Source organism: Chryseobacterium sp. BGA-UO-ETr-SB22 (assembly GCF_059567885.1).
Map to the genome: position 1 here is coordinate 77002 of NZ_JCAQOV010000004.1, position 23373 is coordinate 100374.

At 36.9% G+C, this 23373-nt stretch carries 25 protein-coding genes; 7 read left to right on the forward strand and 18 right to left on the reverse strand.

The genetic code is table 11. The features are described 5' to 3' along the window. Nucleotides 1–2: 2 nt before the first annotated feature. The 13 genes from rplX to AC57AW_RS04160 all read right to left on the reverse strand — a co-directional run bounded on the left by rplX (nucleotide 3) and on the right by AC57AW_RS04160 (nucleotide 6544). Nucleotides 3–329 (reverse strand): 50S ribosomal protein L24, encoded by a 327-nt coding sequence (gene rplX / locus AC57AW_RS04100; protein ID WP_318847231.1) that lies wholly within the window; start codon nucleotides 327–329, stop codon nucleotides 3–5. Between the two features lie 21 nt (nucleotides 330–350). Then, complete coding sequence (gene rplN / locus AC57AW_RS04105; protein ID WP_002983226.1) at nucleotides 351–719, reverse strand: 50S ribosomal protein L14; 369 nt, start codon at nucleotides 717–719, stop codon at nucleotides 351–353. Between the two features lie 2 nt (nucleotides 720–721). Continuing rightward, complete coding sequence (gene rpsQ / locus AC57AW_RS04110; RefSeq protein WP_027387210.1) at nucleotides 722–976, reverse strand: 30S ribosomal protein S17; 255 nt, start codon at nucleotides 974–976, stop codon at nucleotides 722–724. A 12-nt stretch (nucleotides 977–988) separates the two neighbouring features. Then, the gene (rpmC, locus tag AC57AW_RS04115; protein ID WP_318847232.1) at nucleotides 989–1174 is read right to left on the reverse strand and encodes a 50S ribosomal protein L29; all 186 of its coding nucleotides are present in this window, start codon (nucleotides 1172–1174) and stop codon (nucleotides 989–991) included. 12 nt (nucleotides 1175–1186) lie between these two features. Then, the gene (gene rplP / locus AC57AW_RS04120) at nucleotides 1187–1612 is read right to left on the reverse strand and encodes a 50S ribosomal protein L16 (protein WP_029297776.1); all 426 of its coding nucleotides are present in this window, start codon (nucleotides 1610–1612) and stop codon (nucleotides 1187–1189) included. 98 nt (nucleotides 1613–1710) lie between these two features. Further along, nucleotides 1711–2460, reverse strand: a complete 750-nt coding sequence (gene rpsC / locus AC57AW_RS04125; RefSeq protein WP_077413595.1) for a 30S ribosomal protein S3 — start codon at nucleotides 2458–2460, stop codon at nucleotides 1711–1713. Between the two features lie 7 nt (nucleotides 2461–2467). Beyond that, entirely contained in the window at nucleotides 2468–2866 is a 399-nt protein-coding gene (rplV, locus tag AC57AW_RS04130) for a 50S ribosomal protein L22 (protein WP_318847233.1), read from the reverse strand. 2 nt (nucleotides 2867–2868) lie between these two features. Next, on the reverse strand, nucleotides 2869–3147 hold the full coding sequence (rpsS, locus tag AC57AW_RS04135; RefSeq protein ID WP_034702850.1) for a 30S ribosomal protein S19: 279 nt from the start codon (nucleotides 3145–3147) through the stop codon (nucleotides 2869–2871). 2 nt (nucleotides 3148–3149) lie between these two features. Continuing rightward, nucleotides 3150–3971 (reverse strand): 50S ribosomal protein L2, encoded by an 822-nt coding sequence (gene rplB / locus AC57AW_RS04140; protein ID WP_103289181.1) that lies wholly within the window; start codon nucleotides 3969–3971, stop codon nucleotides 3150–3152. 22 nt (nucleotides 3972–3993) lie between these two features. Then, nucleotides 3994–4284 (reverse strand): 50S ribosomal protein L23, encoded by a 291-nt coding sequence (gene rplW, locus AC57AW_RS04145; protein WP_103289180.1) that lies wholly within the window; start codon nucleotides 4282–4284, stop codon nucleotides 3994–3996. A gap of 3 nt (nucleotides 4285–4287) precedes the next feature. Further along, nucleotides 4288–4917 (reverse strand): 50S ribosomal protein L4, encoded by a 630-nt coding sequence (gene rplD, locus AC57AW_RS04150; RefSeq protein WP_318847234.1) that lies wholly within the window; start codon nucleotides 4915–4917, stop codon nucleotides 4288–4290. Next, nucleotides 4908–5531 (reverse strand): 50S ribosomal protein L3, encoded by a 624-nt coding sequence (gene rplC, locus AC57AW_RS04155; RefSeq protein ID WP_109621624.1) that lies wholly within the window; start codon nucleotides 5529–5531, stop codon nucleotides 4908–4910. The genes rplD and rplC overlap by 10 nt, the downstream gene beginning before the upstream one ends. 248 nt (nucleotides 5532–5779) lie before the next feature. Continuing rightward, nucleotides 5780–6544, reverse strand: a complete 765-nt coding sequence (locus AC57AW_RS04160) for a DeoR/GlpR family DNA-binding transcription regulator (protein WP_496350915.1) — start codon at nucleotides 6542–6544, stop codon at nucleotides 5780–5782. 116 nt (nucleotides 6545–6660) lie between these two features. Here AC57AW_RS04160 and AC57AW_RS04165 point away from each other — a divergent pair, with 116 nt between their 5' ends. The 7 genes from AC57AW_RS04165 to AC57AW_RS04195 all read left to right on the forward strand — a co-directional run bounded on the left by AC57AW_RS04165 (nucleotide 6661) and on the right by AC57AW_RS04195 (nucleotide 15903). Continuing rightward, nucleotides 6661–8259 (forward strand): glycerol-3-phosphate dehydrogenase/oxidase, encoded by a 1599-nt coding sequence (locus AC57AW_RS04165; RefSeq protein WP_496350916.1) that lies wholly within the window; start codon nucleotides 6661–6663, stop codon nucleotides 8257–8259. Between the two features lie 10 nt (nucleotides 8260–8269). Next, a complete protein-coding gene (gene glpK / locus AC57AW_RS04170; protein ID WP_318847237.1) occupies nucleotides 8270–9766 on the forward strand; it encodes a glycerol kinase GlpK in 1497 nt (498 codons plus the stop codon). Further along, on the forward strand, nucleotides 9721–10521 hold the full coding sequence (locus AC57AW_RS04175; protein ID WP_496350917.1) for an MIP/aquaporin family protein: 801 nt from the start codon (nucleotides 9721–9723) through the stop codon (nucleotides 10519–10521). The genes glpK and AC57AW_RS04175 overlap by 46 nt, the downstream gene beginning before the upstream one ends. Before the next feature lie 4 nt (nucleotides 10522–10525). Continuing rightward, a complete protein-coding gene (locus tag AC57AW_RS04180) occupies nucleotides 10526–11338 on the forward strand; it encodes a hypothetical protein (protein ID WP_496350918.1) in 813 nt (270 codons plus the stop codon). A gap of 182 nt (nucleotides 11339–11520) precedes the next feature. Beyond that, a complete protein-coding gene (locus AC57AW_RS04185; RefSeq protein ID WP_318847239.1) occupies nucleotides 11521–11943 on the forward strand; it encodes a hypothetical protein in 423 nt (140 codons plus the stop codon). A 172-nt stretch (nucleotides 11944–12115) separates the two neighbouring features. Beyond that, nucleotides 12116–13093 carry a hypothetical protein gene (locus tag AC57AW_RS04190; protein WP_496350919.1) on the forward strand — a complete coding sequence of 326 codons (978 nt, stop codon included), beginning with the start codon at nucleotides 12116–12118 and terminating at the stop codon, nucleotides 13091–13093. An 80-nt stretch (nucleotides 13094–13173) separates the two neighbouring features. Beyond that, nucleotides 13174–15903: a hypothetical protein gene (locus AC57AW_RS04195; protein ID WP_496350920.1), complete on the forward strand. Its 2730-nt coding sequence runs from the start codon at nucleotides 13174–13176 to the stop codon at nucleotides 15901–15903. A 59-nt stretch (nucleotides 15904–15962) separates the two neighbouring features. Here AC57AW_RS04195 and AC57AW_RS04200 read toward each other — a convergent pair whose 3' ends face one another. The 5 genes from AC57AW_RS04200 to AC57AW_RS04220 all read right to left on the reverse strand — a co-directional run bounded on the left by AC57AW_RS04200 (nucleotide 15963) and on the right by AC57AW_RS04220 (nucleotide 23082). Then, nucleotides 15963–18218, reverse strand: coding sequence for a zinc-dependent metalloprotease (locus tag AC57AW_RS04200; RefSeq protein ID WP_496350921.1), 2256 nt, complete (start codon nucleotides 18216–18218; stop codon nucleotides 15963–15965). Nucleotides 18219–18375: 157 nt separating this feature from the next. Continuing rightward, complete coding sequence (locus AC57AW_RS04205) at nucleotides 18376–18870, reverse strand: low affinity iron permease family protein (RefSeq protein ID WP_318847243.1); 495 nt, start codon at nucleotides 18868–18870, stop codon at nucleotides 18376–18378. Between the two features lie 93 nt (nucleotides 18871–18963). Beyond that, nucleotides 18964–20160: a PepSY-associated TM helix domain-containing protein gene (locus AC57AW_RS04210; protein WP_496350922.1), complete on the reverse strand. Its 1197-nt coding sequence runs from the start codon at nucleotides 20158–20160 to the stop codon at nucleotides 18964–18966. A gap of 267 nt (nucleotides 20161–20427) precedes the next feature. Beyond that, nucleotides 20428–21048, reverse strand: a complete 621-nt coding sequence (locus tag AC57AW_RS04215) for a hypothetical protein (RefSeq protein ID WP_496350923.1) — start codon at nucleotides 21046–21048, stop codon at nucleotides 20428–20430. A 27-nt stretch (nucleotides 21049–21075) separates the two neighbouring features. Continuing rightward, nucleotides 21076–23082 carry a TonB-dependent receptor domain-containing protein gene (locus tag AC57AW_RS04220; protein ID WP_496350924.1) on the reverse strand — a complete coding sequence of 669 codons (2007 nt, stop codon included), beginning with the start codon at nucleotides 23080–23082 and terminating at the stop codon, nucleotides 21076–21078. Nucleotides 23083–23373 lie beyond the last annotated feature (291 nt).

The window sequence follows — 23373 nt, forward strand, 5'->3', positions numbered from 1 at the left end:
AATTATAAAGTTTCACCCGTTTTTTTGTTAACTCTCACTTTCTTATCTCCTTCGATTTTGTAACCGATTTTGATAGCTTTTCCGTCTTTACCAACTAAAGCTACGTTTGAGATATGAATAGAAGCTTCCTTTTCAGTAATTCCTCCTTGAGGATTAGAAGCTGAAGGCTTAACGTGTTTTTTAATGATGTTAAGTCCTGCAACGATTACTCTAGGGTCTTTTCCTTCTTTCTTGATCACTTCAATAACTTCACCAGTCTTACCTTTGATATCTTTCTTACCAGTAGTAATGATTACGTTATCTCCTCTTTTTATTTTTAACTTTGACATTTCTTTTAAAAATTTTAAAAATTAAAGTACTTCAGGAGCTAATGAAATGATTTTCATATATTCTTTGTCTCTCAACTCACGAGCAACTGGTCCGAAAACACGCGTTCCTCTCATTTCTCCCGCTGCGTTTAGTAATACACAAGCATTGTCGTCGAATTTGATGTATGAACCATCTTTTCTTCTTACTGCTTTTTTAGTTCTTACTACTACAGCTTTAGATACCTGACCTTTTTTAGCGTTTCCTGATGGTGTAGAATCCTTGATAGTAACAACGATTTTATCACCAACTGAAGCATATCTTCTTCTGGTTCCTCCCAGAACTCTGATAACTAGTACTTCTTTCGCACCTGTGTTATCAGCAACTTTTAATCTTGATTCTGTTTGTAACATTATTACTTAGCTTTTTCAATGATTCTTACTAATCTCCATCTCTTGCTCTTGCTCATAGGTCTAGTTTCTTGGATCAAAACTGTATCACCTTCTGTGCATTCGTTGTTCTCGTCGTGTGCAGTATATTTTTTCGTTTTCAAAACGAATTTACCGTACATCGGGTGCTTTACTCTTGTAGTTTCACTAACAACAATAGTTTTTTCCATTTTATTGCTGGAAACCACTCCGATTCTTTCTTTTCTTAAATTTCTATCCATTGTAAAATGAAATTATTGTTTGTTAGTTAACTCAGTGTTTAGTCTTGCGATTGCTTTTCTCAAATCTCTGATTTGAATCGGGTTTTCAATTGGGCTGATTGCATGAGCTAATTTCAATTTAGAATATTGAGCTTTTGCTTCAGTTAATTGAGTTTGAATATCACCCGCGCTTAAATTTTTAATATCAGCATTTTTCATTGTATTCAAAGATTATAGAGGTTTAACAAAATCGTTAGCAACGATGAATTTAGTAACTACTGGTAATTTTTGTGCAGCAAGTCTTAAAGCTTCCTTAGCGATATCGTAAGGTACCCCTCCGATTTCGAACATAATTTTACCTGGTTTTACTACAGCTACCCAATATTCTACAGCACCTTTACCTTTACCCATACGTACTTCCGCTGGTTTCTTAGTAATTGGCTTATCTGGGAAGATTTTGATCCATAGTTGACCTTCTCTCTTCATATATCTTGTCGCAGCAATACGAGCTGCTTCAATCTGTCTTGCAGTGATCCAAGCTCCTTCCGTTGCTTTGATCCCAAAAGTTCCGTAAGCAAGTTGACTACCTCTTTGGGCATTCCCCTTCATCTTCATCTTGTGAACTCTACGGAATTTGGTTCTTTTTGGTTGTAACATAATTTCTAAATTTTAGATTTTAGATTTTAGATTTTAGATTTTTTTTAATTTTAAAAAAGTAACGGTAATTTAAAATTCAAAATTTCTAATCTAAAATTTTAATTATTATTGTTATTGTTGTTGTTTTTTCTAGGTCTTCTGTTGTCTCTGTCTCCACCTCTGTTTCCTCTGTCTGACTGACCTCCTTTTTTCTGTTGTCCCACTAGTGGAGAAAGTTCTCTTTTACCGTAAACTTCACCTTTCATGATCCATACTTTTACACCTAATCTACCGTAAGTAGTGTGAGCTTCTGCCCAGTGGTAATCAATATCTGCTCTGAAAGTAGACAATGGAATTCTTCCGTCTTTGAAAGATTCTGATCTTGCCATTTCAGCACCGTTCAATCTACCAGAGATTTGAACTTTGATACCTTCAGCACCCATTCTCATAGTACTTGCCATTGCCATTTTAACAGCTCTTCTATAAGAAATTCTGTTTTCAATTTGCTTAGAAATACTATCAGCAACTAGTACAGCATCTAATTCAGGTCTTTTGATTTCGAAAATGTTGATTTGAATATCCTTACCTGTAAGTTTCTTCAATTCTTCTTTCAATTTATCAACTTCCTGACCTCCTTTACCGATGATAAGTCCCGGTCTAGCAGTAGTGATTGTAACTGTTACTAATTTAAGTGTTCTTTCAATATAAATTTTTGAAATTCCACCTTTAGATAATCTAGCCTCAAGGTATCTTCTGATTTTGTAGTCTTCAGCGATTCTGTCTCCATAATCTTTACCACCAAACCAGTTAGAATCCCATCCTCTGATGATACCTAATCTATTACCAATTGGATTTGTCTTCTGTCCCATACCTTGATTAATTTTCTTTTGTACCTAAGATTAGTGTAATGTGGTTTGATCTTTTTCTGATTCTATACCCTCTACCTTGTGGAGCTGGTCTTAGTCTCTTCAATTGTCTTGCACTGTCTACAAAAATTTCTTTAACGATAAGATTTGCTTCTTCAATATCTGCACCTTCGTTTTTAGTTTGCCAGTTAGCCATTGCTGAAAGCAATACTTTCTCTAACTTGTTAGATGCGTCTTTTTTAGAATATTTTAGAATGTATAAAGCTTTGTCTACCTGCTCTCCTCTAATGATATCAGCTACTAATCTCATTTTTCTTGGAGAAGATGGGCAATCATTGTGTATTGCTTTTACTACATCTTGGTTTGTCAATTTACGTGCTAATGCACTTTCTCTTTTTCTTGATCCCATGATTATCTGCTTCCTTTGTTTTTGTTACCACCATGACCTCTGAAAGATCTTGTTGGAGAAAATTCGCCTAGCTTGTGACCAACCATGTTTTCTGTAACATAAACAGGGATAAAAGATTTCCCGTTGTGTACTGCAATAGTTTGTCCTACGAAGTCTGGAGAGATCATTGATGCTCTAGACCAAGTTTTGATAACTGTCTTCTTACCAGACTCTATATTTGTCTGAACCTTCTTATCTAAAGTATGATGAATGAATGGTCCTTTTTTAAGTGATCTTGCCATAATTATTTACGTTTAGATATGATATGACGGTTAGACGCTTTATTTTTCTTTCTGGTTTTGTAACCTTTAGCAGGCATACCATTTCTAGATCTTGGGTGACCTCCTGAAGAACGACCTTCACCACCTCCCATTGGGTGATCAACCGGGTTCATTACAACAGCTCTTGTTCTTGGTCTTCTACCTAACCATCTGCTTCTACCAGCCTTACCTGATACAGTTAACTGGTGGTCAGAGTTAGAAACAGATCCAATCATTGCATAACATTCAGTAAGGATCATTCTAGATTCTCCTGAAGGCAACTTGATGATTGCATATTTCCCGTCTCTTGAAGTCAATTGAGCTGAAGAACCAGCACTTCTTGCTAAAATTGCACCTTGACCAGGCTTCATTTCAACACAAGAAATAACAGTACCCAAAGGAATGTTTTTCAACTTCATTGCGTTTCCTACATTTGGCTCTACGCTGTCACCAGAAATTACTTTCTGATCAACTTTGATACCGTTTGGAGCGATGATATATCTCTTCTCTCCGTCAGCATATTCTAATAAAGCGATAAATGCAGTTCTGTTTGGATCATACTCTACAGTTTTTACAGTTGCTTCAACGTTTGCTTTGTTTCTTTTGAAGTCAATAATTCTGTATTTCTTTTTGTGTCCACCTCCGGTGTAACGCATGGTCATTTTACCAGTTTGGTTACGTCCACCTGACTTACTAATACCAACTGTTAGAGATTTCTCTGGTTTGTTGGTAGTAATTTCTTCAAAATTGTTTACAATTCTGAATCTCTGTCCCGGGGTGATAGGTTTTAATTTTCTAACAGACATTACTATTATTTATAATTAATAATTAATTTACAGCAAAAATATCGATAACCTCACCTTCAGCAAGTTTGATTACCGCTTTTTTCAATTTGTTTGTCTTTCCTACTTGAAGACCTTTTTTAGTGTACTTTGAAGAAACCTTCGGAGCATAAATCATTGTGTTAACGTCTGCTACTTTTACACCGTAAGCTGCTTCAACAGCTTTTTTAATCTGGATTTTATTCGCCTTAGGGTTAACTAAGAAAGAATAAGAACCTCTTAAATCCGTAAGGTAGTTAGCCTTTTCTGAAATAACTGGTTTAATAATAATAGACATGACTTATTTCTTTAAATTTTCCTGGAATTTTTCAACTGCACCTTCTAAGAAAATAATCTCACCTGCATTTACTAAATCGTAAGAACTGATCTCGTTGAAGTTCATTACTTTAGTTTTAGGTAAGTTTCTTGAAGACAAATACACATTCTTGTTAGCTTCAGGAAGAACGAATAAAGATTTTTTACCGTTAAGTTCCAATGCATTTAATACATTGATAAAATCTTTAGTCTTAGGAGCACCAAAGCTCAAATCTTCTAAAACTTTAATGCTGTTGTCTCTCATTTTCTGAGATAAAACAGATTTCTTAGCTAATCTCTTAAGAGCTTTGTTCAATTTGAATCTGTAGTCTCTTGGCTTAGGTCCGAATACTCTACCTCCACCTCTGAAAGTTGGAGATTTAATATCACCATATCTAGCAGATCCTGATCCTTTTTGCTTCTTAAGCTTTTTAGTAGAAGCAGTAATTTCGCTTCTTTCTTTTGATTTATGAGTCCCTTGTCTTTGTGCAGCAAGGTACTGTTTAACTTCTAAGTAAACCGCGTGCTGATTTGGCTCAATTCCGAATACTGTTTCGTCTAGAGTTACTTTTCTTCCGGTCTCCTTTCCTGATGTATTTAATACTACTAGTTCCATTTTCTGATAATTACATAAGAATTTTTAGCTCCCGGAACAGCACCTTTTACTACTAAAAGATTTTGTTCTTGATCAACTTTTAACACTTGAAGGTTTTGAACAGTTACCTGCTCACCTCCCATTCTTCCAGCCATTCTCATCCCTTTGAATACTCTTGAAGGGTCTGAACCAGCACCGATAGAACCTGGAGCTCTAAGTCTGTTGTGCTGACCATGAGTTGCCTGCATTACACCTCCAAATCCGTGTCTTTTAACAACACCCTGGAAGCCTTTACCTTTTGAAGTTCCTGTTACGTCAACATATTCACCTTCGATGAACAAATCAACTTTTACTTCTTCTCCTACTTTCACATCAGCGAATCCGTGGTTGAATTCTACCAATTTAGCTTTAGGAGCAGAACCAGCCTTTTTAAAATGGCCAGCTAACGCTTTACCAACGTTCTTCTCACTCTTGTCATCGAAACCCAATTGAACAGCTGTATAGCCGTCCTTTTCCAAGGTTCTGACCTGTAAAATCGAGCATGGACCTGCTTGAATAACGGTACAAGGCATGTTTTTGCCGTTCTCGTCAAACAGAGATGTCATCCCGATTTTTTTTCCAATAATACCTGACATTGTTTATATTATAATAAAATTTATCCTTTATTCCTTATCATTTTTCCGAGTCTGAGGTAATTTCTACTTTTGATATAGGCATACCACGCCCGTAAAATGAGTGTGCAAATGTATGAATAATTTTACAACTGACAAATATTTCGGGTAAAATATTTTGATTTTTAATCAATTAGATGATTTTGAAAAAATTCAGAACAAATTTTCCAAAGATTTATTTTGATTTTAAAAAAGAAATTAAGATGAAGGCATTATTGGGCAATAACATTTACCCCAACTTCTTCCAATCCAGCTCTGTCTTCAGGACAAATACCATTGTCGGTAATCAGATAATCCACCTGATCTAATCCTGCAATCTTACCGAATCCCTTTTTGTTCAGTTTTGAAGAATCTGCAAGAATCACTGTTTGATCTGCACATTCCATCATAATCTGGTTCAGATGAGCTTCCGCAGCATTAGAAGTACTGATTCCGAATTCAGGATCAATGCCATCAACCCCCAGGAAAAGTTTATTGCATGAAAACTGCTTCAGAATACCTTCGGAAATAGAACCTACTATAGAAGTAGAACTTTTCCGTACTTCACCTCCTAATTGTATAATATTAATATTAGGATTATTGCAAAGTTCAATTGCCACCCTTAAAGAAGAAGTCAATACAGTAAGCGGACCAAAATTCATCAGCATCCTTGCAAGATAATGCATCGTAGTTCCGGATGCTAAAATAATACAGTCATTTTCCTGAATCAATGACAAAGCAGCTCTTGCAATAGCCTGTTTCGCTTCTACATTGATACTTTCTTTTTCTACTACATTTTTTTCATAAGCATATCTTACCTGCTTACTCGCCCCTCCATGATTTCTGAAAAGAAGCCCCAGACTTTCAAGATAGTTCAGATCCTTTCGGATCGTAACTGAAGAAACATTGAGTTTTTCGCACAGATCCTGAACAAGAACATGTCCTTTCTCATCAAGCTCTTTCAATATTTCATCCTGTCTTGGTATTAGCTTTTCCATTTTATTCGTTTCATCAAAAATACCGCTTTTTTTTCACTTCTTAAAATTTCATTTATTTTCTTTTTGCTTTCATTTTTAATTTATATATTTGAAAACGAAACATAAACGAAACATTTATGAAACGAAACGAAGAACTAAGTAAGTTAACCAATGTAAAAGAATGGGACTTTATTGTCATAGGAGGAGGAGCCAGTGGTTTAGGTTCAGCATTAGACGCAGTAAGCAGAGGATTCAAAACTTTATTGATTGAATCACATGACTTTGCAAAAGCAACATCCAGCAGAAGTACCAAATTGGTACACGGCGGAGTAAGATATCTCGCACAGGGGGATGTCGGATTGGTAAAAGAAGCATTAAAAGAAAGAGGACTCTTAGCAAAAAATGCCGCACATATCGTAAAAAATCAGTCTTTCATTATTCCAAACTACACATGGTGGGGAGGAATCTACTATAAAATAGGACTGTCCGTTTACGACTTCCTTGCGGGAAAACTGAGTCTGGGAAAAACAAGATACATCAGCAAATCAAAAACTGTTGAAAAGCTTCCTACTATTGAACAAAATCACTTAATGAGTGGCGTTGTTTACCAGGATGGACAATTTGACGATGCCAGACTTGCGATTAACCTTACCCAGACCATTATTGAAAAAGGCGGAAGTGCTGTTAATTATGTAAAAGTAATCAACCTTCTAAAAGATGCTTCTGATAAAGTAATTGGTGTTGTTGCAGAAGACCAGTTTTCTAAACAGCAATATCAGATTCATGGTAAAGTAGTCATCAACGCAACCGGTGTCTTTACGAATGACATTCTTAATATGAATAATCCTAAGCATGGTAAACTGGTAGTACCAAGCCAGGGAATTCACCTGGTACTGGATAAATCCTTCCTGAAAAGTGATGATGCCATCATGATTCCGAAAACTTCAGACGGCAGGGTTTTATTTGTTGTTCCATGGCATGACAGAGCTTTAGTAGGAACTACAGACACTCTTTTAAAGGATGAAAGCTTCGAGCCACGTGCCTTGGAAGAGGAAATCAATTTTGTTTTAAATACTGCGAGACAATATTTAGCCAAAAAACCGACCCGTGAAGATGTAAAATCTGTTTTCGCAGGACTTCGTCCTCTTGCTGCACCTAAAGACGGAAGCAAAAGCACAAAAGAAGTTTCCCGAAGCCATAAAGTTATCACTTCGGAAACAGGACTGGTTTCTATTATTGGAGGAAAATGGACTACCTACCGTAAAATGGCAGAAGATACCGTAGACGAAGCTATGAAAGTTCACAGGTTGGGAAATAGCCCATCTAAAACAGAACATCTTTCCATTCATGGAAATGTGAAACCAGAACAGGTAGACAGAACCAATCACCTGTATGTCTACGGATCCGATATCCCTGCTATAAAAGCGCTACAGGAAAGTAATCCTCGTTATGCCCAGAAGATTCACCCAGAGCACCCTTTTACAGTAGCGGAAATAGTATGGGCCGTAAGAACGGAGATGGCCGAAACTATTGAGGATATTCTCGCAAGAAGAGTACGCCTATTGTTTCTTGATGCAAGAGCCGCTATAGACAGCGCTCACAACGTAGCAAGAATTATTGCTGAAGAAAAAGGATATTCTGAAGAATGGGCTCAGCAGCAGGAAAATGAATTCATTGAATTAGCAAGAGGGTATTTATTAACTCCTTATTCACCTAAAGTTATCAACCTAAATTAGCATTATATACATGAATGAAAGACTAATTCTCGCTCTAGACCAGGGAACAACTTCCTCCAGAGCGATTCTCTTCGACCACAGTGGAGAAATAAAATATGTATCTCAGAAAGACTTCAGACAGATATTTCCTACCCCAGGCTGGGTAGAACACGACCCGAATGAAATATGGTCTTCACAGATCTCCGTAGCAGCAGAAATTATTGCTAAAGCAGGAATCTCCGGACTGGAAGTTGCCGCTATCGGTATTACGAATCAACGTGAAACAACTATTGTCTGGGATAAAGAAACCGGTGAACCCATCTACAATGCTATTGTATGGCAGGACCGAAGAACGTCAAAATACTGTGATGAACTGAAAGAGCAAGGACACGCAGAAATCATCAAAGAAAAAACAGGTCTTGTTCTGGATGCTTACTTTTCAGCAACCAAGCTTAAATGGATTCTTGATAATGTTGAAGGAGCAAGACAAAAGGCTGAAGAAGGTAAATTATGTTTCGGAACCGTTGATACATGGCTTGTATGGAAACTTACCCGTGGAAAAATGTTTATCACCGACGTTTCCAATGCCAGCAGAACAATGCTTCTTAATATTCATACTTTAGAATGGGATAATGATCTATTAGAGTTATTCAATATTCCAAAAGCCATTCTTCCTACAGTAAAACAAAGCAGTGAGGTGTATGGCGAAACTGCCACTACCCTATTCTCTACCAAAATTCCGATTGCGGGAATCGCCGGAGACCAGCAGGCTGCCTTATTTGGCCAGATGTGTACTACTCCCGGAATGGTAAAAAACACTTACGGAACAGGATGTTTCCTGTTAATGAATACCGGAACGGAAGCTGTTACCTCTAAAAACAATCTTCTTACAACAGTAGCCTGGAAAATAAATGGAGAAGTGAACTACGCACTGGAAGGAAGTGTATTTGTAGGAGGTGCAGCTATTCAATGGTTAAGAGACGGCCTTAAACTTATTCATTCTTCTGATCAGGTGAACGAACTTGCTGCTTCTGTAGAAGATAATGGCGGTGTTTATTTCGTCCCTGCATTAACGGGGCTTGGTGCTCCTTATTGGGATCAGTACGCCCGTGGAACAATTGTAGGAATCACCCGTGGTACTACAGATGCTCATATTGCAAGAGCAACACTGGAAGGAATAGCATTTCAGGTTTATGATATTGTAAAAGCAATGGAAGCTGATTCCGGAAGAGCAAGCCTTGAATTAAGAGTAGACGGTGGCGCCTCTGCAAGTGATCTTCTGATGCAGATACAGTCTGATCTTTTCGGTTTCAAAATAACAAGACCTCAAACCCTTGAAACAACAGCATTAGGAGCAGCTTATCTTGCCGGTCTTGCTGTAGGATACTGGAAAGACATCGCTGAAATTCAGTCTCAATGGATTGTTGACAAAGATTTCCATCCTCAGTTGGAAAAAGAACATGTTGATAAAATGGTACACTCATGGAGAAGAGCTGTATCACGTTCTCAAAGCTGGATAGAAGATTAATTCACTTATCAAAAAAAACTTATATGACCCCATTTATCGCAGAAGTTATCGGGACGATGCTTCTAATATTGTTAGGCAACGGTGTTGTAGCCAATGTTGTCTTAAAAGATACGAAAGGAAATAATTCCGGGTGGATCGTTATTACTACCGCATGGGCATTGGCCGTTTTTGTGGGAGTAACCGTTGCAGGGCCAATAAGTGGTGCCCATCTGAATCCAGCTGTAACCATTGGACTGGCTGTTGCAGGAAAATTTTCCTGGGATCTCGTTCCGTCTTATATCGCTGCTCAAATGATCGGAGGAATGCTGGGTGCATTTTTGGTGTGGCTGTTCCACAAAGATCATTTTGCCATCACAGAAGATGAAGGAGCTAAACTGGCCTGCTTCAGTACTGGTCCGGCTATCAGAAAGACATCCTCTAACCTGATTAGTGAGATTATCGGAACATTTGTATTGGTATTCTGTGTTTTCTATTTTGCAGGACCCAGCATTTCTTTACAGGCAGATCCAACCGCTAAAGTAGGATTAGGCTCTATCGGGGCTATTCCTGTGACCTTTGTGGTGTGGGCAATTGGTTTATCGTTGGGAGGAACAACAGGATACGCTATCAATCCCGCCAGAGACCTTGCCCCAAGAATCATGCATGCCATCTTACCTGTAAAAGGGAGCAGTGACTGGGGATATGCCTGGATTCCTGTTGTAGGCCCAATTACAGGTGCTATTATCGCAGCAGTTATATATGGATTTTTAAAATAAACAAATGATGAAAAAAATCTTTAAGGGAATCTTTCTTCTCGCTTTGGGCACAGGAAGGTTATTTTCACAGGAAACTGGTGAAACCAAGGAAACCAAAGAAGGCAGACTTGATTTTACAGCCAACATTCAGAACAATCACTTATGGAGAGGGCTTATTATTACAGATAAACCTGTTGTGATGGGAAATCTTTCCTATGCTTTGGATGCAGAGAAAAAGTGGAAAGTGGGAATTTGGGGTGCTTCTGCATTAGCAGATGATAAAGACAATACTCATTATAAGGAGATCAATTACTATGTTCAGTATTCTAACGGACGTTTTTATATCGGATTATGGGATCTTTATAACTCAAGAAACATCAATACTGCAGTAGCCGCTGACGATATCTTCAGCTATTCACAGAGAAGAACAGCTCACATTATTGATTTAAGAACAAATTATACTTTCGGGCCTTCTTTCCCGATCAATATTGAAGCTGACATTATGCTGTATGGAGGAGCCAATGCAGGGGAAGTCATTCTGGAAGCCGACGGAAGTTATAAGAAAAACAGATACTCCACCTACGTTCAGGCAAGCTATCCTGTCATCAGTGGACAGAAAGTAAACCTGGATGCTTTTGTAGGAGCCGGATTTGCCCTCAATGACAAAACCTTTTTGTATGGTAACGGAAAAAACAGCTTCGACATTGTAAATATAGGTGTAAAAGCAGGTAAGGTCGTTAAGATCACAGATCACTACAGCCTTCCCGTATCTATGATGGCCATGTGGAATCCGTCTAATAAGTATGCAAGAATTCAGCTTGCGGCAACCGTTTTTTAATCTGACTTTAACTACATTATAGAAAAGCCACTCCTTTGGGGTGGCTTTGTTACTAAGCGGAGAAGCACACCGCCAAACTATAGAAACCTAAATAAGAATCTTGCAAAAATCTCTTATTCAATCACCGTGTTTTTACGGTGTCAGTTTTGGTTAAATATATTTACTTTTGAAAAAAAATAGGTATGAAAAAGTTTTTCAGTGTATTCATTCTGTGTATCAGTGTTTTTACATGGGCTCAGCAAGCAAAGCTTCCTTTTACAGGACACAGAAGTTTTGATATCATGAAAGGATATAGCGGCACCGGTACTCCTCACTACTATTTGGATATAAAGAAGAATGGTGATGTCCATTTTGGATATGTTCAGGTGAATCAGGCAGACGGAAAAGAAACAAAGGAAGAAGTAAATGCCGGAAAATATGCTCCAAATAAAGTCATGAAAGTCGTTTTCAAAGAATATGATGAGACGTATTTGGTGAAATTTGACAAAGACAAAATCTACCTTACTGATGAAAAAGGCAACGTTCAAAACCTTGAAGGCTGCTGCTCTTCCAGTGAGAGTATTGATAAAGAGACCTGCAGATGCGAAAGTGAACTTTACAAGTAGTAAAATAATATATAGAGAAAGCCGCTCCATCTGGAGTGGTTTTCTTGTTGTGAAAAGCCATTCCATTAAATTAATCACCGAGATTTTACGGTTTATATTTTGCTTAAATATCTTTATTTTTGAAAAAACATATAGCTACAAGGAATTGTGGCTTCAAGAGTGATTTGTATCAATGAGACATTTTAAAATTTTATTTCTATTTCTTCTTTTCCTTGTTGTATCATGCAGCAGGAAAGAGAATCATCCATACACATTTTATTACTGGAAAACCAATCTGAAGCTGGATCATGAAGAAAAGAAAGCATTAGATCAGGCAACTGTTCCTTATTTGTACACCAGGTTTTTTGATGTAGATAAAGTGAATGGAAAATTTCAGCCGGTAGCCATTATCACAAAAGACAAAAGTTTTCAGACAGATAAACAGATTGTTCCCACCGTTTTTATTACGAATCAGACTTTGCTGGGCATTTCTGCAGAAGAGATCAAATTTCTTGCGGAAAGTATCCATCTTTTAATTCAGAAGAAAACAGAAGAGTATCATCTGAAAACCAATAATGAAATTCAGATCGACTGTGACTGGACCGCAGGAACCCGGAATGATTATTTTAAATTTCTGAAAGAGCTGAAAAGGATCTCCAGAAAGGAAATTACGTGCACTCTTCGCCTTCATCAGGTGAAAGATAAAAAGCAGACCGGAATTCCCCCTGTAGAAAAAGTGTATCTGATGTGCTACTCCACTTCATCACCCCTGGAAAAATCTGACAAGAACTCGATTCTGGATGTCAGCATTCTAAAAAGCTATCTTTCAAAAATGGAAGATTACCCCATCAAAAAAATTGAAGTTGCTCTTCCTATTTATTCCTGGGGAATTGTCACCAATCATTTGGGCAAGCACAAACTGATCAATGCTTTATCCAAAAGGGATCTGGAAAACCCAAATTTTAAGAAAATATCTGATCATGAAAGTGAAGTTTTGAAAGATGGATTCTACTTTGGAAGTTATTTAAACAAGGGCTTCAAAATAAAGGCAGAAGAAATCTCTAAAGAACAGCTTGAAGAGGTTATCACTTTTTTACAGAAAAAAATACCGCATTTTAATATTATTTATTATCAATTAGATAGTAAATTTGTGTTAGATCGGAAATTTTAATCTCCCAGAGATAGAGGCACACCACCTGTCAAGACCAAACCATAAACTATTATAAAAATTAAAAAAACACTACGAACCCTATGAAAAAGTATATTCTTTCACTTGCGGTTGTATCACTTTTCTATACAAAATCTGACGCCTGCGCGTGGTCAGATCCTGATTATGATTACTTCAACCTTTTTACGCAAAGCATTATCAAAGATAAAGCTTACCTCCCTTTTCTGCACAACTATTCAAGCAGGTTTTACGGAGGATACAATGCATCATTGATTCCTGATGACAATATTGAAACCTGGAAAAAGTTCTTTAACAATCAGCTTAGCTATACTGAGACACAGAATCTGGTCTATAAGATAAGCATGAATGATCTGAATGCTTTAAAGAATGGAAGCCCAACAAATCCTCTTCTACAAAAGCTGGGTTCCGGGTTCTACCAAAAATACAAGGAAGGCCTTGATTATTTAATCGAAGCCAAGTATCTGGAGCCTTATATGAGCATCAATTATGTTGAAAATGAGAATTCATTTTATTACGACAGAGATGCCAACAGGAAAAATGCTACGGCTCTTGATTACAATAAAACCATTGCTGCTTTAGCGTCTTTGTACAATGCGGCAAGAAACCCTGAAATCAAACAGCGTTACGGATATCAGCTGGTACGTCTGAATCATTATACAAGAAACTATGATTCTGCAATGCAGGCTTTCAAAACCTATGTTGCTCCAATCAAATTGAAGGGAACAGTTTACTTTATGTCTCTGGATCAATTGGCCGGAGCACAAAGAGGATTGGAAATGAACAGTGATGCCAACTGGAATTTCTTTCAGGTATTCATGAACAGCAAAGACCGCAAGGAATCTGCTTTTGTTTCTATGAAGCTTTCTGATACGGCATCTTTCAGCAACATCATGAAGAGAGCCAATACGAACGAAGAAAAGAATATGGCTTATTTCCTTTTAGGGTATGAAGACTTCAACAATCCGATTCCTACCATGGAAAAGATGTACGAGATCAATCCGGACTCTGAGATCCTGAAGGTAATGGCTGCAAGAAGCATCAATGAACTGGAAAGAAGTTACCTTCCTACTTATTACTACACTTCAGACGCTGCCAATAGTCCGTATATACAAAGAGGAAATGCCGATACCAATACTTCTTCAAAGGATACCAAAGCTACTGCTGCTACACCTGAAGTAAAAGAAGAAAAACTTTCTTTCTGGCAAAAAATTGTAAGATTCTTTAAAAACCTGTTCGGAGGTTCAAAATCTAAAGAATCTGCTGATGGAAAGAAAACCAATCAAAGTGATGATGAATTACTTGACAATCCAAACAGAATTCCATTCTACACAACTTCGGGCTATGGATATGATGATAAGATGGAGGACTATCTTGATGACCTTCAAAAGTTCACTGATAAAACGAAAGAAAAGTCTAAGGATGAATACTGGCAGATTGCAGATGCATATCTTAAATTCCTGAAAAAAGATTACAAAGGAAGTACAGAAATCCTGAAAGATATTAAAACAACAAATCCTGAATATCTGGAAGAGATTAAAAGAATGAAAGTTCTGAATGACATTGTTTCTCAGCCGAGAATTGATGCCGAGTATGAAGATCATCTGATGAAGGATTATGCTGAATATTTCGTAGAGAAAAAGGTAGTAAAAGATACAGCCACTACAGATAATTTTGATTATTATGGTGAAGTGCCGTCTACCGCCGATTTCCTTAAAGATGTTATGGCAAACCGCTATTTCCTTCAGGGTGAAGATGGAAAATCATTCCTGATGAATAATAAGCTTTCGGATCTTCAATACAATCCGAACTCTGGTCTTGTGAAAAGCGTGGAAGAGTTCTACAGAAAACCTAACAAAACCCAGTTTGAACAGCAGATCATTGCTAAAAACATGGACAGCGTGGGCAATATTGATGCTTTCTTCAGTACCATTTACGGCGACAGAGCAATGAGACTTGCCGATTTTGAAAAGGCAAAATCTTATTATGAAAAAGCAAAAAGCTTTGCCGGTATTCCAAGACAGAATTACGAATGGACTGAAAAGAATGGACAGACCATTACAACCAAACAATATACTCCTGCTGAATACAACGGATTCAAAAATATTTCAAATCTTGTATTCGGGCATAATGTTTGGGAAAGCTTCGGAAGCCCTGATGCAGAAAGTATGAAAGCTGAGAGCTATGCTGATTTCCCTTTCATTAAAACCAGCATGGACAAACTTGAGTTGGCAGATGTGCTGATTCAGCTTAAAAAGATCGGAAACGGAACGGGTGAAAAAGCAGCAAAAGCCAACCAGCTTATCGGAAACCTCTTGTACAATACTTCTATTTTAGGATACTACCGTCAATTGTTTGTGATGGATATTGACAACAGCAATGGAGGTAAATATGACTTCTGGAATACCGACAGAAAGAATCCTTACAAGTATTATTATAAGAACTTCCTGGACACTTCTTATATTGAACCTGATAATTTTGATCTATCAATTAACTATTATCAAAAAGCACTTAAGCTTTCAAACAGTAAGGAAGAAAAAGCAAGAATCTTATTCCAGATGGCAAGTGCTGAACAGGGTAAATATTACCAGTACGAAGCAAAAGCACCAAAAGATTTTGATTACTCTGATCCTAAGTGGTCTGAAAAAGAAGATGCCCGCCAAAAGGAAATGGACCATCTTAAAAACCAAAAATACAGAACCTATTTTGCTCAGTTGAAAGCTCAGTATTCCGATACTGAAACAACCAAAAACTTAATGGGAAGCTGTAGTTATTTCAGCTATTTCATGAAATAATATCACTCATAAAAAAACCTCTGATCGCTCAGAGGTTTTTATTTTTATCTTTTATTGAACTATTTTTTAACAAACTTAGTTGTGCTGTTTTCGTCTTTATCATTAATCGTAATAAAGTAGATTCCTTTTACAAGAGCACTAACATTAATTTTACCTTCTCCTATAGTTCCTTTTGAAATCAACTGTCCCGGAGCATTGAAAATCTCATACGATGCGTTTGAAGAGACATTCAGAACATTCAATACATCTTCTACAGGGTTTGGATAGATCTTAACTGATTTTGCCTCATTTCTTGCTTCAGAAACAGCCATTGTACCAGATACTATAGCTTGTTTCACTGCATAAAATACATTTCCAATAGCTGATACTCTCAAATGAATGGTCTTACCCGCCAATGATGCAGGAATGAATACACTGGCTGATCCGTTATTCGGAACTGATGCTGCAAGGTTATTCCAGGTTAGTCCGCTATCTTCTGTATAATCAATCTTAACATTGGCTGCATTGTATGGAGAAACTGCAGTTCCGGAAACCGTCCATGCAATAGTAGAATTTACATTAGGGTTAAGTGATGTTGTATTGACAGTAAATGCGGCTGCGGATCCTACTACAATAGTTTGTGTGGCATGAGCAGTCTGTGCCTGTCCTCCAGGTTTGTTATCTCTTACTGTCACTCTGAAATCTGTGGTTCTGGCCACCGTACTTGCTGCTTCAAACTCCGCCGTATTTTTTACAGCTCCTCCCAAAACAGTTGCAAGCTTAGGGAAATATCTTGTAGGGCTGGCAGTAGGTGCCCATGATCTGAAATTGGCTCCTGTGGTTGTATTTCCGATATTGGATTTAGATACTCCATTACCCAATTTACTTGGATTCACCTGCTCCCAGCAGTATGTCAAAGCATCTCCATCCGGATCTGTGGCTGATGCTGTCAATACAAATGCGGTAGATTTGGGAATGGTATATGTTGTATTCATTGCTGTTACAACAGGTGTATTATTCACAATAGGTGTTTCTACGTCAGCAGTTACTGTTACAAGATTTGTCTGCACCTGATCAATACTCACACTATGAAAATAAACATCAGAATGTTTTTGAACATCTGTACTTGGGCCGGTAATTCCTGCATACCCCATAATTGTAGATCCTGAGCCTGGCTCAACTTCCTGATTTAAAAAGTTCTCGTAGAAGCTATATGTGTGGGAATCCCCCAACTGGTGACCCATCTCATGAGCTACAAAGTCAATATCAAAAGCGTCTCCACTTGGTGGTAATTGAGCTGTGCTGTTTTGGTCCCACGTTCCACTAACGTAATAATTAATTCCCGGAGAGGTATATCCACTACCCTTATAATTACCTGGAGATGGTGAATTTACACAATTAGGGTCAATACTTGTAGATATATCATTACTTCCTATGCATCCAATACAGCCGGCACTTCCACCACCTCCCGTTGCACCAAACAAATGCCCAATATCAAAATCTGCATCTGTTACACCATACGTTCCTCCATGCAATGTATTCATGAGCTCATAATTCCACTTACACATAAGATCCGATGTACTATAAGGATCATTAGCAGCGTCAGTAAATATAAGACCTGGGGCACTGATTGCGTTGACGTGCACATTAAATTCTTTTTCAAATACACCATTTACTCTTGATAAAGTAGCGTTTATTTGTGTAAGAGCACCTGCTACTCCACCGAAGAAAGCAGTATATTCTCCTGTTACAGACATAGCCAGTCTAAGGGTATGGAATGTTTTGTTACTTGATTTTGCTGCAACTCCAGAATTCATAAGCTTCTGTATTCTATCAATAGCTTCTTTATCCTCTTTCGTGTTACATACAAATGCATGGCCGCTCTTATTGGTTTTTCCGTGTACAGAATAATAAGATTTGTCAGCAGTTGCGGGTTCTATAAATTCATATTTACCATCAGTACCGATGATCATCGATTGGAAATCATTGGGAGCGATACTGAAACGGATATATTTGGTAGGATCATCAGTTCCGATCCCTACATACGACCCCAGCTGATATTTGTTAGCCAAAGTCTCATCCATTACCGGAAAGCTGTTTACTGTAAATTTCTCAATTTTTCCTTCAAGAGTAGGAATACTGATCGTAATGGGAGCACCTTCACCTAATTTGGGAGCTCTCAGAAGCTGAGTTCTAATCTGATCAATATCGAGTTTATAATAAACCGAGTGATCACTTTTCTTGATGACTTTTTGTTCTGGCAGTCCTCTGCTCCATTGTGCGTTTGCTGATATTGCTAAAAACAATACCGGCAAACAAAATAATTTTGCTTTCATATATAATATTTGTTCAACAAATTTAAATATTTGTCAAAAAAAACACTAAAAAACAAACAAAAAATTAAAATTATACACAAAAACACAAATTACAACACTATAATCTTAAAAAAATATTATAATAATTAAATTTTAAAGAATTTTTTCAATCAAAAGCTCATTTATTTTTTTGTTCCTGCTTCTGTATCCATTCTTCATGTTTTCTTTTGAAGAATTCGTATTTATAATCCTGATTTCTCTGTGCAGCGTCAATGGAATGAGAGGTATGAATATCCGCATCTTTTTTAGCAAGCTGAGCCAGTTTTTCATAATAGTGATGAAGCTGGTCAAGTTCCGCTTCGGTAAGGTCTTCAATATCTACAATTCTATTGCTGGCTTTTTCGTGGGCAGCTATTATTTCGTTCAGTTTGATCTGTATTGCTTTTGAATCTTTATTCTGAGCTTTCTGAATGAGGAATACCATCAGAAAAGTAATGATGGTAGTTCCGGTATTGATGACCAACTGCCAGGTTTCTGAGTAATCAAAAAAAGGACCTGTAACTGCCCATATCACGACGATAAGAAAAGCTCCGATAAAAGCAATTGGGCTTCCCGTAAATCTTACAGCCCAGTTTGAAAATTTTTCAAAAAAATGATGACCTTTATGACCCATAACTTCTGTTTTTTACATAATAAATGTATAAAAATTAATCTGAAATCATGAAAAGGTTAAGAATATGAGGTATCTAAATACTTTGGATTGTTTCTATTTCATTTTTTTGAATCTATGCCACCATATCAAAAGCCCCGTCACCGGCAATGAACAACCGATAAGAGAAATGATAAAGTAGAGAATAATACTTGGCAGCCCCATAATCTCTCCTGTATGTAATGGTTTTGCTAAAGCTGTGAACTGTTTGTTTAAAGGTTTGTCCGAAAAAAGCTCTTTCGTTTTGAAAACTCCGGTTTTATCAAATGTCACTTCATCCGGAACCATCATTCCAAGGAAGTTTTGTCTATTGACTTTGATAACAACATATCGCGGATTTTCTTTATTGGGAAGTTCTATACTTGTAACAGCAGTATAGGGAAGGTGATGGTCTGCAAGTTTTACAATCTTATCCACAGAAGCGGAAGTAACGTCTTTCAGATTTTTCTTTTCGTCCTGTTTCTGAAGCATATCTTCCAGAAGCCCGCCAAAGGCATCATCCTCATTGTCTTTTTCTTTTGAAATATGATCAATTGACGTTCCTCCCAAACTTATGATAATAGCATTCTTCATCCACGGATAGGTCACATACAATCCTGTAACGGCAATAAAGAAAAGCATCAGAAAAGTATAAAACCCCAGTGTATTGTGCAGATCATAATTAACCCTTTGAAATTTTGCTTTGAACATGACAGTAAGCCCCTGTTTCAAAAACTTCAGTTTCTTCGGAAGCCAAAGAATAAATCCTGAAATCAGCAGAATACAAAACATAAGAACTGAAACTCCAACAATTTGCCTTCCTGCGTTTCCCATCATCAGATTCCTATGAAGATCAAGAACCGTTTCAAAGAATCTGCCGGAGCCAACATCAGGCTGTCCCAGAACTTCTCCAGTATATTGATTATAGTAGGTACTTTTGTCCAAATTATTTTCGCGGTATCCAATCACATAGCTTTTCCCTTTCTCATCCGGAATCATTATGGAAGTAAGTTCTTTATTATGCTTTAATAACTCTGACTGGATCAGGTCAGGGTTCATCGCTTTTCCAGAACCCGGGTTGATATATATTTTATCCCTGTTGCTAAAATCACTAATCTGATTTTTGAAGACATAGAGGCATCCGGTAAGACACATTACAAAAACAATACTACCTGATAAAAGTCCCAGCCATAGATGAATGATCCACATCAGATATTTGGTAACTGATTCGTTTTTTCTTCTTTTCCTGTAAAGGCTTTTAAGTAATACTCTCATTGTTTAACAGCAAAAACATTAAGACAGTAATACCGCCTTAATGTTTTAAAATTAAAATTGATATGAATAAATTAAAAAAAGTTAATACAAATTCGGGCCGGGAAGCATGAAGCTTTTGATGGAAGTATCTTAGTTCAAAAGATTACCACTTAACTTTAATCTACATTCACCAAATTGAATATGTTTTCTTAAAAGCAGTAAGAACTTTTAGTCAATCTCCTATCCATCCTCCACTTCCTGCTTCCAGCCCTTATTGTATCAATGTTGTTATTTTCTTCCTTTGAACTGAACGTCTTTTACGATTGTTTCAAACTTCGTATAGTGTTCAGGACTTAGTACTTTCTGAATAGCAGCTTTTCTCTGTGTATCAAATTTCTCCCAGTATTCTTTGGCCAGATCATTATTCCCGTGATAGACATCATGTGCATCATTGAATGCTTTTTCAAAGGCATCATTAGCTGCATTCACTACTTTGAATTCATCATCAGAAAGCTGAGCTTCCGTTTTGATTTTTTCTAACAGTGCGTTGTCATATCTTGGTCTTTTTCTGGAATTTTCATCAACAAACTTATTGAACTTTTCCATCTGTAGATCGTCTAAAACAGTGGCCATTTCAATAGACTGCTGTGCTCTCAGTTCTTCATTTTTGATTCCTAAAGATACGCGGTCCATATTTCCTCCCTGAGCTTTTGCTGCCTGAAAGTTCTGCTCCTGAAGCTGCTGATATTTCGCAGTGATTTCATTAAAGTTCTTTTCCTGTTCAGCAGTAAGTTTCACTTCAGTTTTGAACTGGTTATAGTCTATTCCTTTCTTTTTGTCTCCGGAACATGAAACAACTAATAGTGTTGCTACTGCTATTACAATAGTTTTTATATAAGTACTATTCATTATATTTTATTTTATGGTTTTCAATTATTAAAAGAAGTAATTAGCTCCAAACTGATATCTGATTCCGTCAATCCTGAAACCAAAATTACTAGCCGGATCAGATACATCATTACGTATATTTTTATCCAGAATATTATATACTCCAAAGGTGAAACGTACATTTTTATTCAATCTGTACACGGTTCCTAAATCCCATAAGAAATATGAAGGTATTGGGTATTCCTGAGCTTTACCTCTGTTTACCCCAGGCTGGCTTTCGCTTCTGTAATTTCCTCTTGACCAAAACTCAAAGCTGTCATTTGCTTTCCATGAAAGGTTTACATTAGCCATGTGCTTAGGGATCCTTGCGTAGGGTTTGTTGTAAAGTGCTGGAATTTCGTCAGATTTAATCTTAGTATCCGTGTAGGTATAGTTCGTCTTTAATACAATACTTTTCGTCACATTTACCCCCAGGTTAGCTTCTATTCCCATACTGTTGGCTTTCCCTAAGTTTTCTCTTGTTGAAATAAAATCATAGACATGATTGTATATATTTTCAAACTGCTTACATTCTTCAGTATTATTACATTTTCTTACTTCTACCAGTTTGTTTTTAAAGTCTGTATTAAAACCTGTCACACTTAAGTTAATTACTTTCATATTATCTTCAAACATAACGGTTACCTCCTGGTTAAAGCTTTTTTCCGGCTTAAGATCTTTATTTCCGATAATCACACCATCTGAAGTTCCTCCTCCTGTTACTTGTCCCCATCCTGGGTTCACGGCTCTCAGTCCTGGCGCTTTATATCCCCACGAAGTACCTCCTTTTACAGTAAAGTTATTGTTAACATTCCATACTAAATATCCTCTCGGTGTAAAATTGGAACCATAGTTTTGATCATTATCCAAACGTGCTCCTGTTACTAAATGAAGCTTTTCAAACAAACTCCAGTTACCTTCTGCAAAAGCAGACCAGTTCCAACGGGTCAGTTCATTGATGATCTCCCCTTCCGATTTAATTTTATTTCCTAAATCATTCAGTTTTTCATATCTATATTCTCCACCAAAACTGATTACATGCTTTTTAATATTGAAGTTATTAAGGCTATAAGCAAGGAAAGTCTGATACCTCATATCCCTGTTAGGATTATTGGTATTATCATATTGCAGATAAGAATTTGTATGAAAGTTAGAATAATCACCTTTATGACTTAATGAAATAACATTTCTTTCGTAATTATTACGGGAGCTTTTTGCATTGGGAGCTAAAGAATATCCCGGATTTTGATTTCGTTCCTGACGGTTAAAGTCATAGTTTAGTTTAAAAACATTCTTCTTATCAGGAGTAAGACTCAATTCTGTTCCAAAAGCTTTAATCACTCTTTCGGTAAACCCTCCTACAAACTTATCTTCATTTCTGTCAGAATAGCTTCCGGTAATTTTCATTTGAAGAAGGTCTTTTATTAAAGAACCCGCTGCATATCCATCAATTTGATAAGTATTTCCCGATTCTTTATGAACCTGCTGAATTAAGCTCGTTCCAACAGATCCTTTCCAGCGATCTGTAAGCTTTTTAGTAATAATATTGATTACTCCCCCCATAGCATCAGAACCATACAATGAAGACATAGGTCCTTTTACAACTTCAATTCTCTCAATTGTTTCTAATGGCGGCATCCACCCCTGTTCAATTCCGGGTCCATCAGAGTTGGGTCTTGTTTCTCTAGTATTAATTCTTTTACCATCTATTAATATCAGTGTTTGGCCAGATTCAGCACCTCTTATTGAAAAATCACTGGTACTTCCTCCTCCTGTAATAAATACACCAGGAATGTCCTGTAAAGCATCTGTAATATCTCTATACGCTCTTTTCTTAATATCAGCCTGACTTATCACAGAAATAGTTGCCGGAGCATCTTTAATTTTCTGCGCATATCCTGATCCCGTTATTACGACTTCATCAATATTTCTGCTTTTCAGGGTATCCTTTACTTTCTGGGCATTTACAATAGTTGCTCCTAAAACGAGTAAAGAAAAAGATACTATTTTATTCATCTGATAATTTTTTGCGAAATTATTATTTTTATTCATTCTAAATAAATAAAACACGCTGACATATGTCACCTTAAAAAGAACTACTAATATCAGATCATTAATGCTTGCTAGGGACTCATTATAATCTCTGAACAGATGTATTCTATCATTAATGGTTATTCCTTAAACCTATTTTATGATTACTGAAAGTATAATGCAAAAAAGAGCAAATTCATACATTAATGAATTTGCTCTTTATGTCTTATTTCATGTTTATCAAAGATAGCTCCACAAAAAAACCGTCCCTTAAAA

Bases quoted from the DNA above. Each gene is read 5' to 3' on its own strand.
- rplX (WP_318847231.1), bottom strand. From the start codon at position 329: ATGTCAAAGTTAAAAATAAAAAGAGGAGATAACGTAATCATTACTACT.
- rplN (WP_002983226.1), bottom strand. From the start codon at position 719: ATGTTACAAACAGAATCAAGATTAAAAGTTGCTGATAACACAGGTGCG.
- rpsQ (WP_027387210.1), bottom strand. From the start codon at position 976: ATGGATAGAAATTTAAGAAAAGAAAGAATCGGAGTGGTTTCCAGCAAT.
- rpmC (WP_318847232.1), bottom strand. From the start codon at position 1,174: ATGAAAAATGCTGATATTAAAAATTTAAGCGCGGGTGATATTCAAACT.
- rplP (WP_029297776.1), bottom strand. From the start codon at position 1,612: ATGTTACAACCAAAAAGAACCAAATTCCGTAGAGTTCACAAGATGAAG.
- rpsC (WP_077413595.1), bottom strand. From the start codon at position 2,460: ATGGGACAGAAGACAAATCCAATTGGTAATAGATTAGGTATCATCAGA.
- rplV (WP_318847233.1), bottom strand. From the start codon at position 2,866: ATGGGATCAAGAAAAAGAGAAAGTGCATTAGCACGTAAATTGACAAAC.
- rpsS (WP_034702850.1), bottom strand. From the start codon at position 3,147: ATGGCAAGATCACTTAAAAAAGGACCATTCATTCATCATACTTTAGAT.
- rplB (WP_103289181.1), bottom strand. From the start codon at position 3,971: ATGTCTGTTAGAAAATTAAAACCTATCACCCCGGGACAGAGATTCAGA.
- rplW (WP_103289180.1), bottom strand. From the start codon at position 4,284: ATGTCTATTATTATTAAACCAGTTATTTCAGAAAAGGCTAACTACCTT.
- rplD (WP_318847234.1), bottom strand. From the start codon at position 4,917: ATGGAACTAGTAGTATTAAATACATCAGGAAAGGAGACCGGAAGAAAA.
- rplC (WP_109621624.1), bottom strand. From the start codon at position 5,531: ATGTCAGGTATTATTGGAAAAAAAATCGGGATGACATCTCTGTTTGAC.
- AC57AW_RS04160 (WP_496350915.1), bottom strand. From the start codon at position 6,544: ATGGAAAAGCTAATACCAAGACAGGATGAAATATTGAAAGAGCTTGAT.
- AC57AW_RS04165 (WP_496350916.1), top strand. From the start codon at position 6,661: ATGAAACGAAACGAAGAACTAAGTAAGTTAACCAATGTAAAAGAATGG.
- glpK (WP_318847237.1), top strand. From the start codon at position 8,270: ATGAATGAAAGACTAATTCTCGCTCTAGACCAGGGAACAACTTCCTCC.
- AC57AW_RS04175 (WP_496350917.1), top strand. From the start codon at position 9,721: ATGGAGAAGAGCTGTATCACGTTCTCAAAGCTGGATAGAAGATTAATT.
- AC57AW_RS04180 (WP_496350918.1), top strand. From the start codon at position 10,526: ATGATGAAAAAAATCTTTAAGGGAATCTTTCTTCTCGCTTTGGGCACA.
- AC57AW_RS04185 (WP_318847239.1), top strand. From the start codon at position 11,521: ATGAAAAAGTTTTTCAGTGTATTCATTCTGTGTATCAGTGTTTTTACA.
- AC57AW_RS04190 (WP_496350919.1), top strand. From the start codon at position 12,116: ATGAGACATTTTAAAATTTTATTTCTATTTCTTCTTTTCCTTGTTGTA.
- AC57AW_RS04195 (WP_496350920.1), top strand. From the start codon at position 13,174: ATGAAAAAGTATATTCTTTCACTTGCGGTTGTATCACTTTTCTATACA.
- AC57AW_RS04200 (WP_496350921.1), bottom strand. From the start codon at position 18,218: ATGAAAGCAAAATTATTTTGTTTGCCGGTATTGTTTTTAGCAATATCA.
- AC57AW_RS04205 (WP_318847243.1), bottom strand. From the start codon at position 18,870: ATGGGTCATAAAGGTCATCATTTTTTTGAAAAATTTTCAAACTGGGCT.
- AC57AW_RS04210 (WP_496350922.1), bottom strand. From the start codon at position 20,160: ATGAGAGTATTACTTAAAAGCCTTTACAGGAAAAGAAGAAAAAACGAA.
- AC57AW_RS04215 (WP_496350923.1), bottom strand. From the start codon at position 21,048: ATGAATAGTACTTATATAAAAACTATTGTAATAGCAGTAGCAACACTA.
- AC57AW_RS04220 (WP_496350924.1), bottom strand. From the start codon at position 23,082: ATGAATAAAATAGTATCTTTTTCTTTACTCGTTTTAGGAGCAACTATT.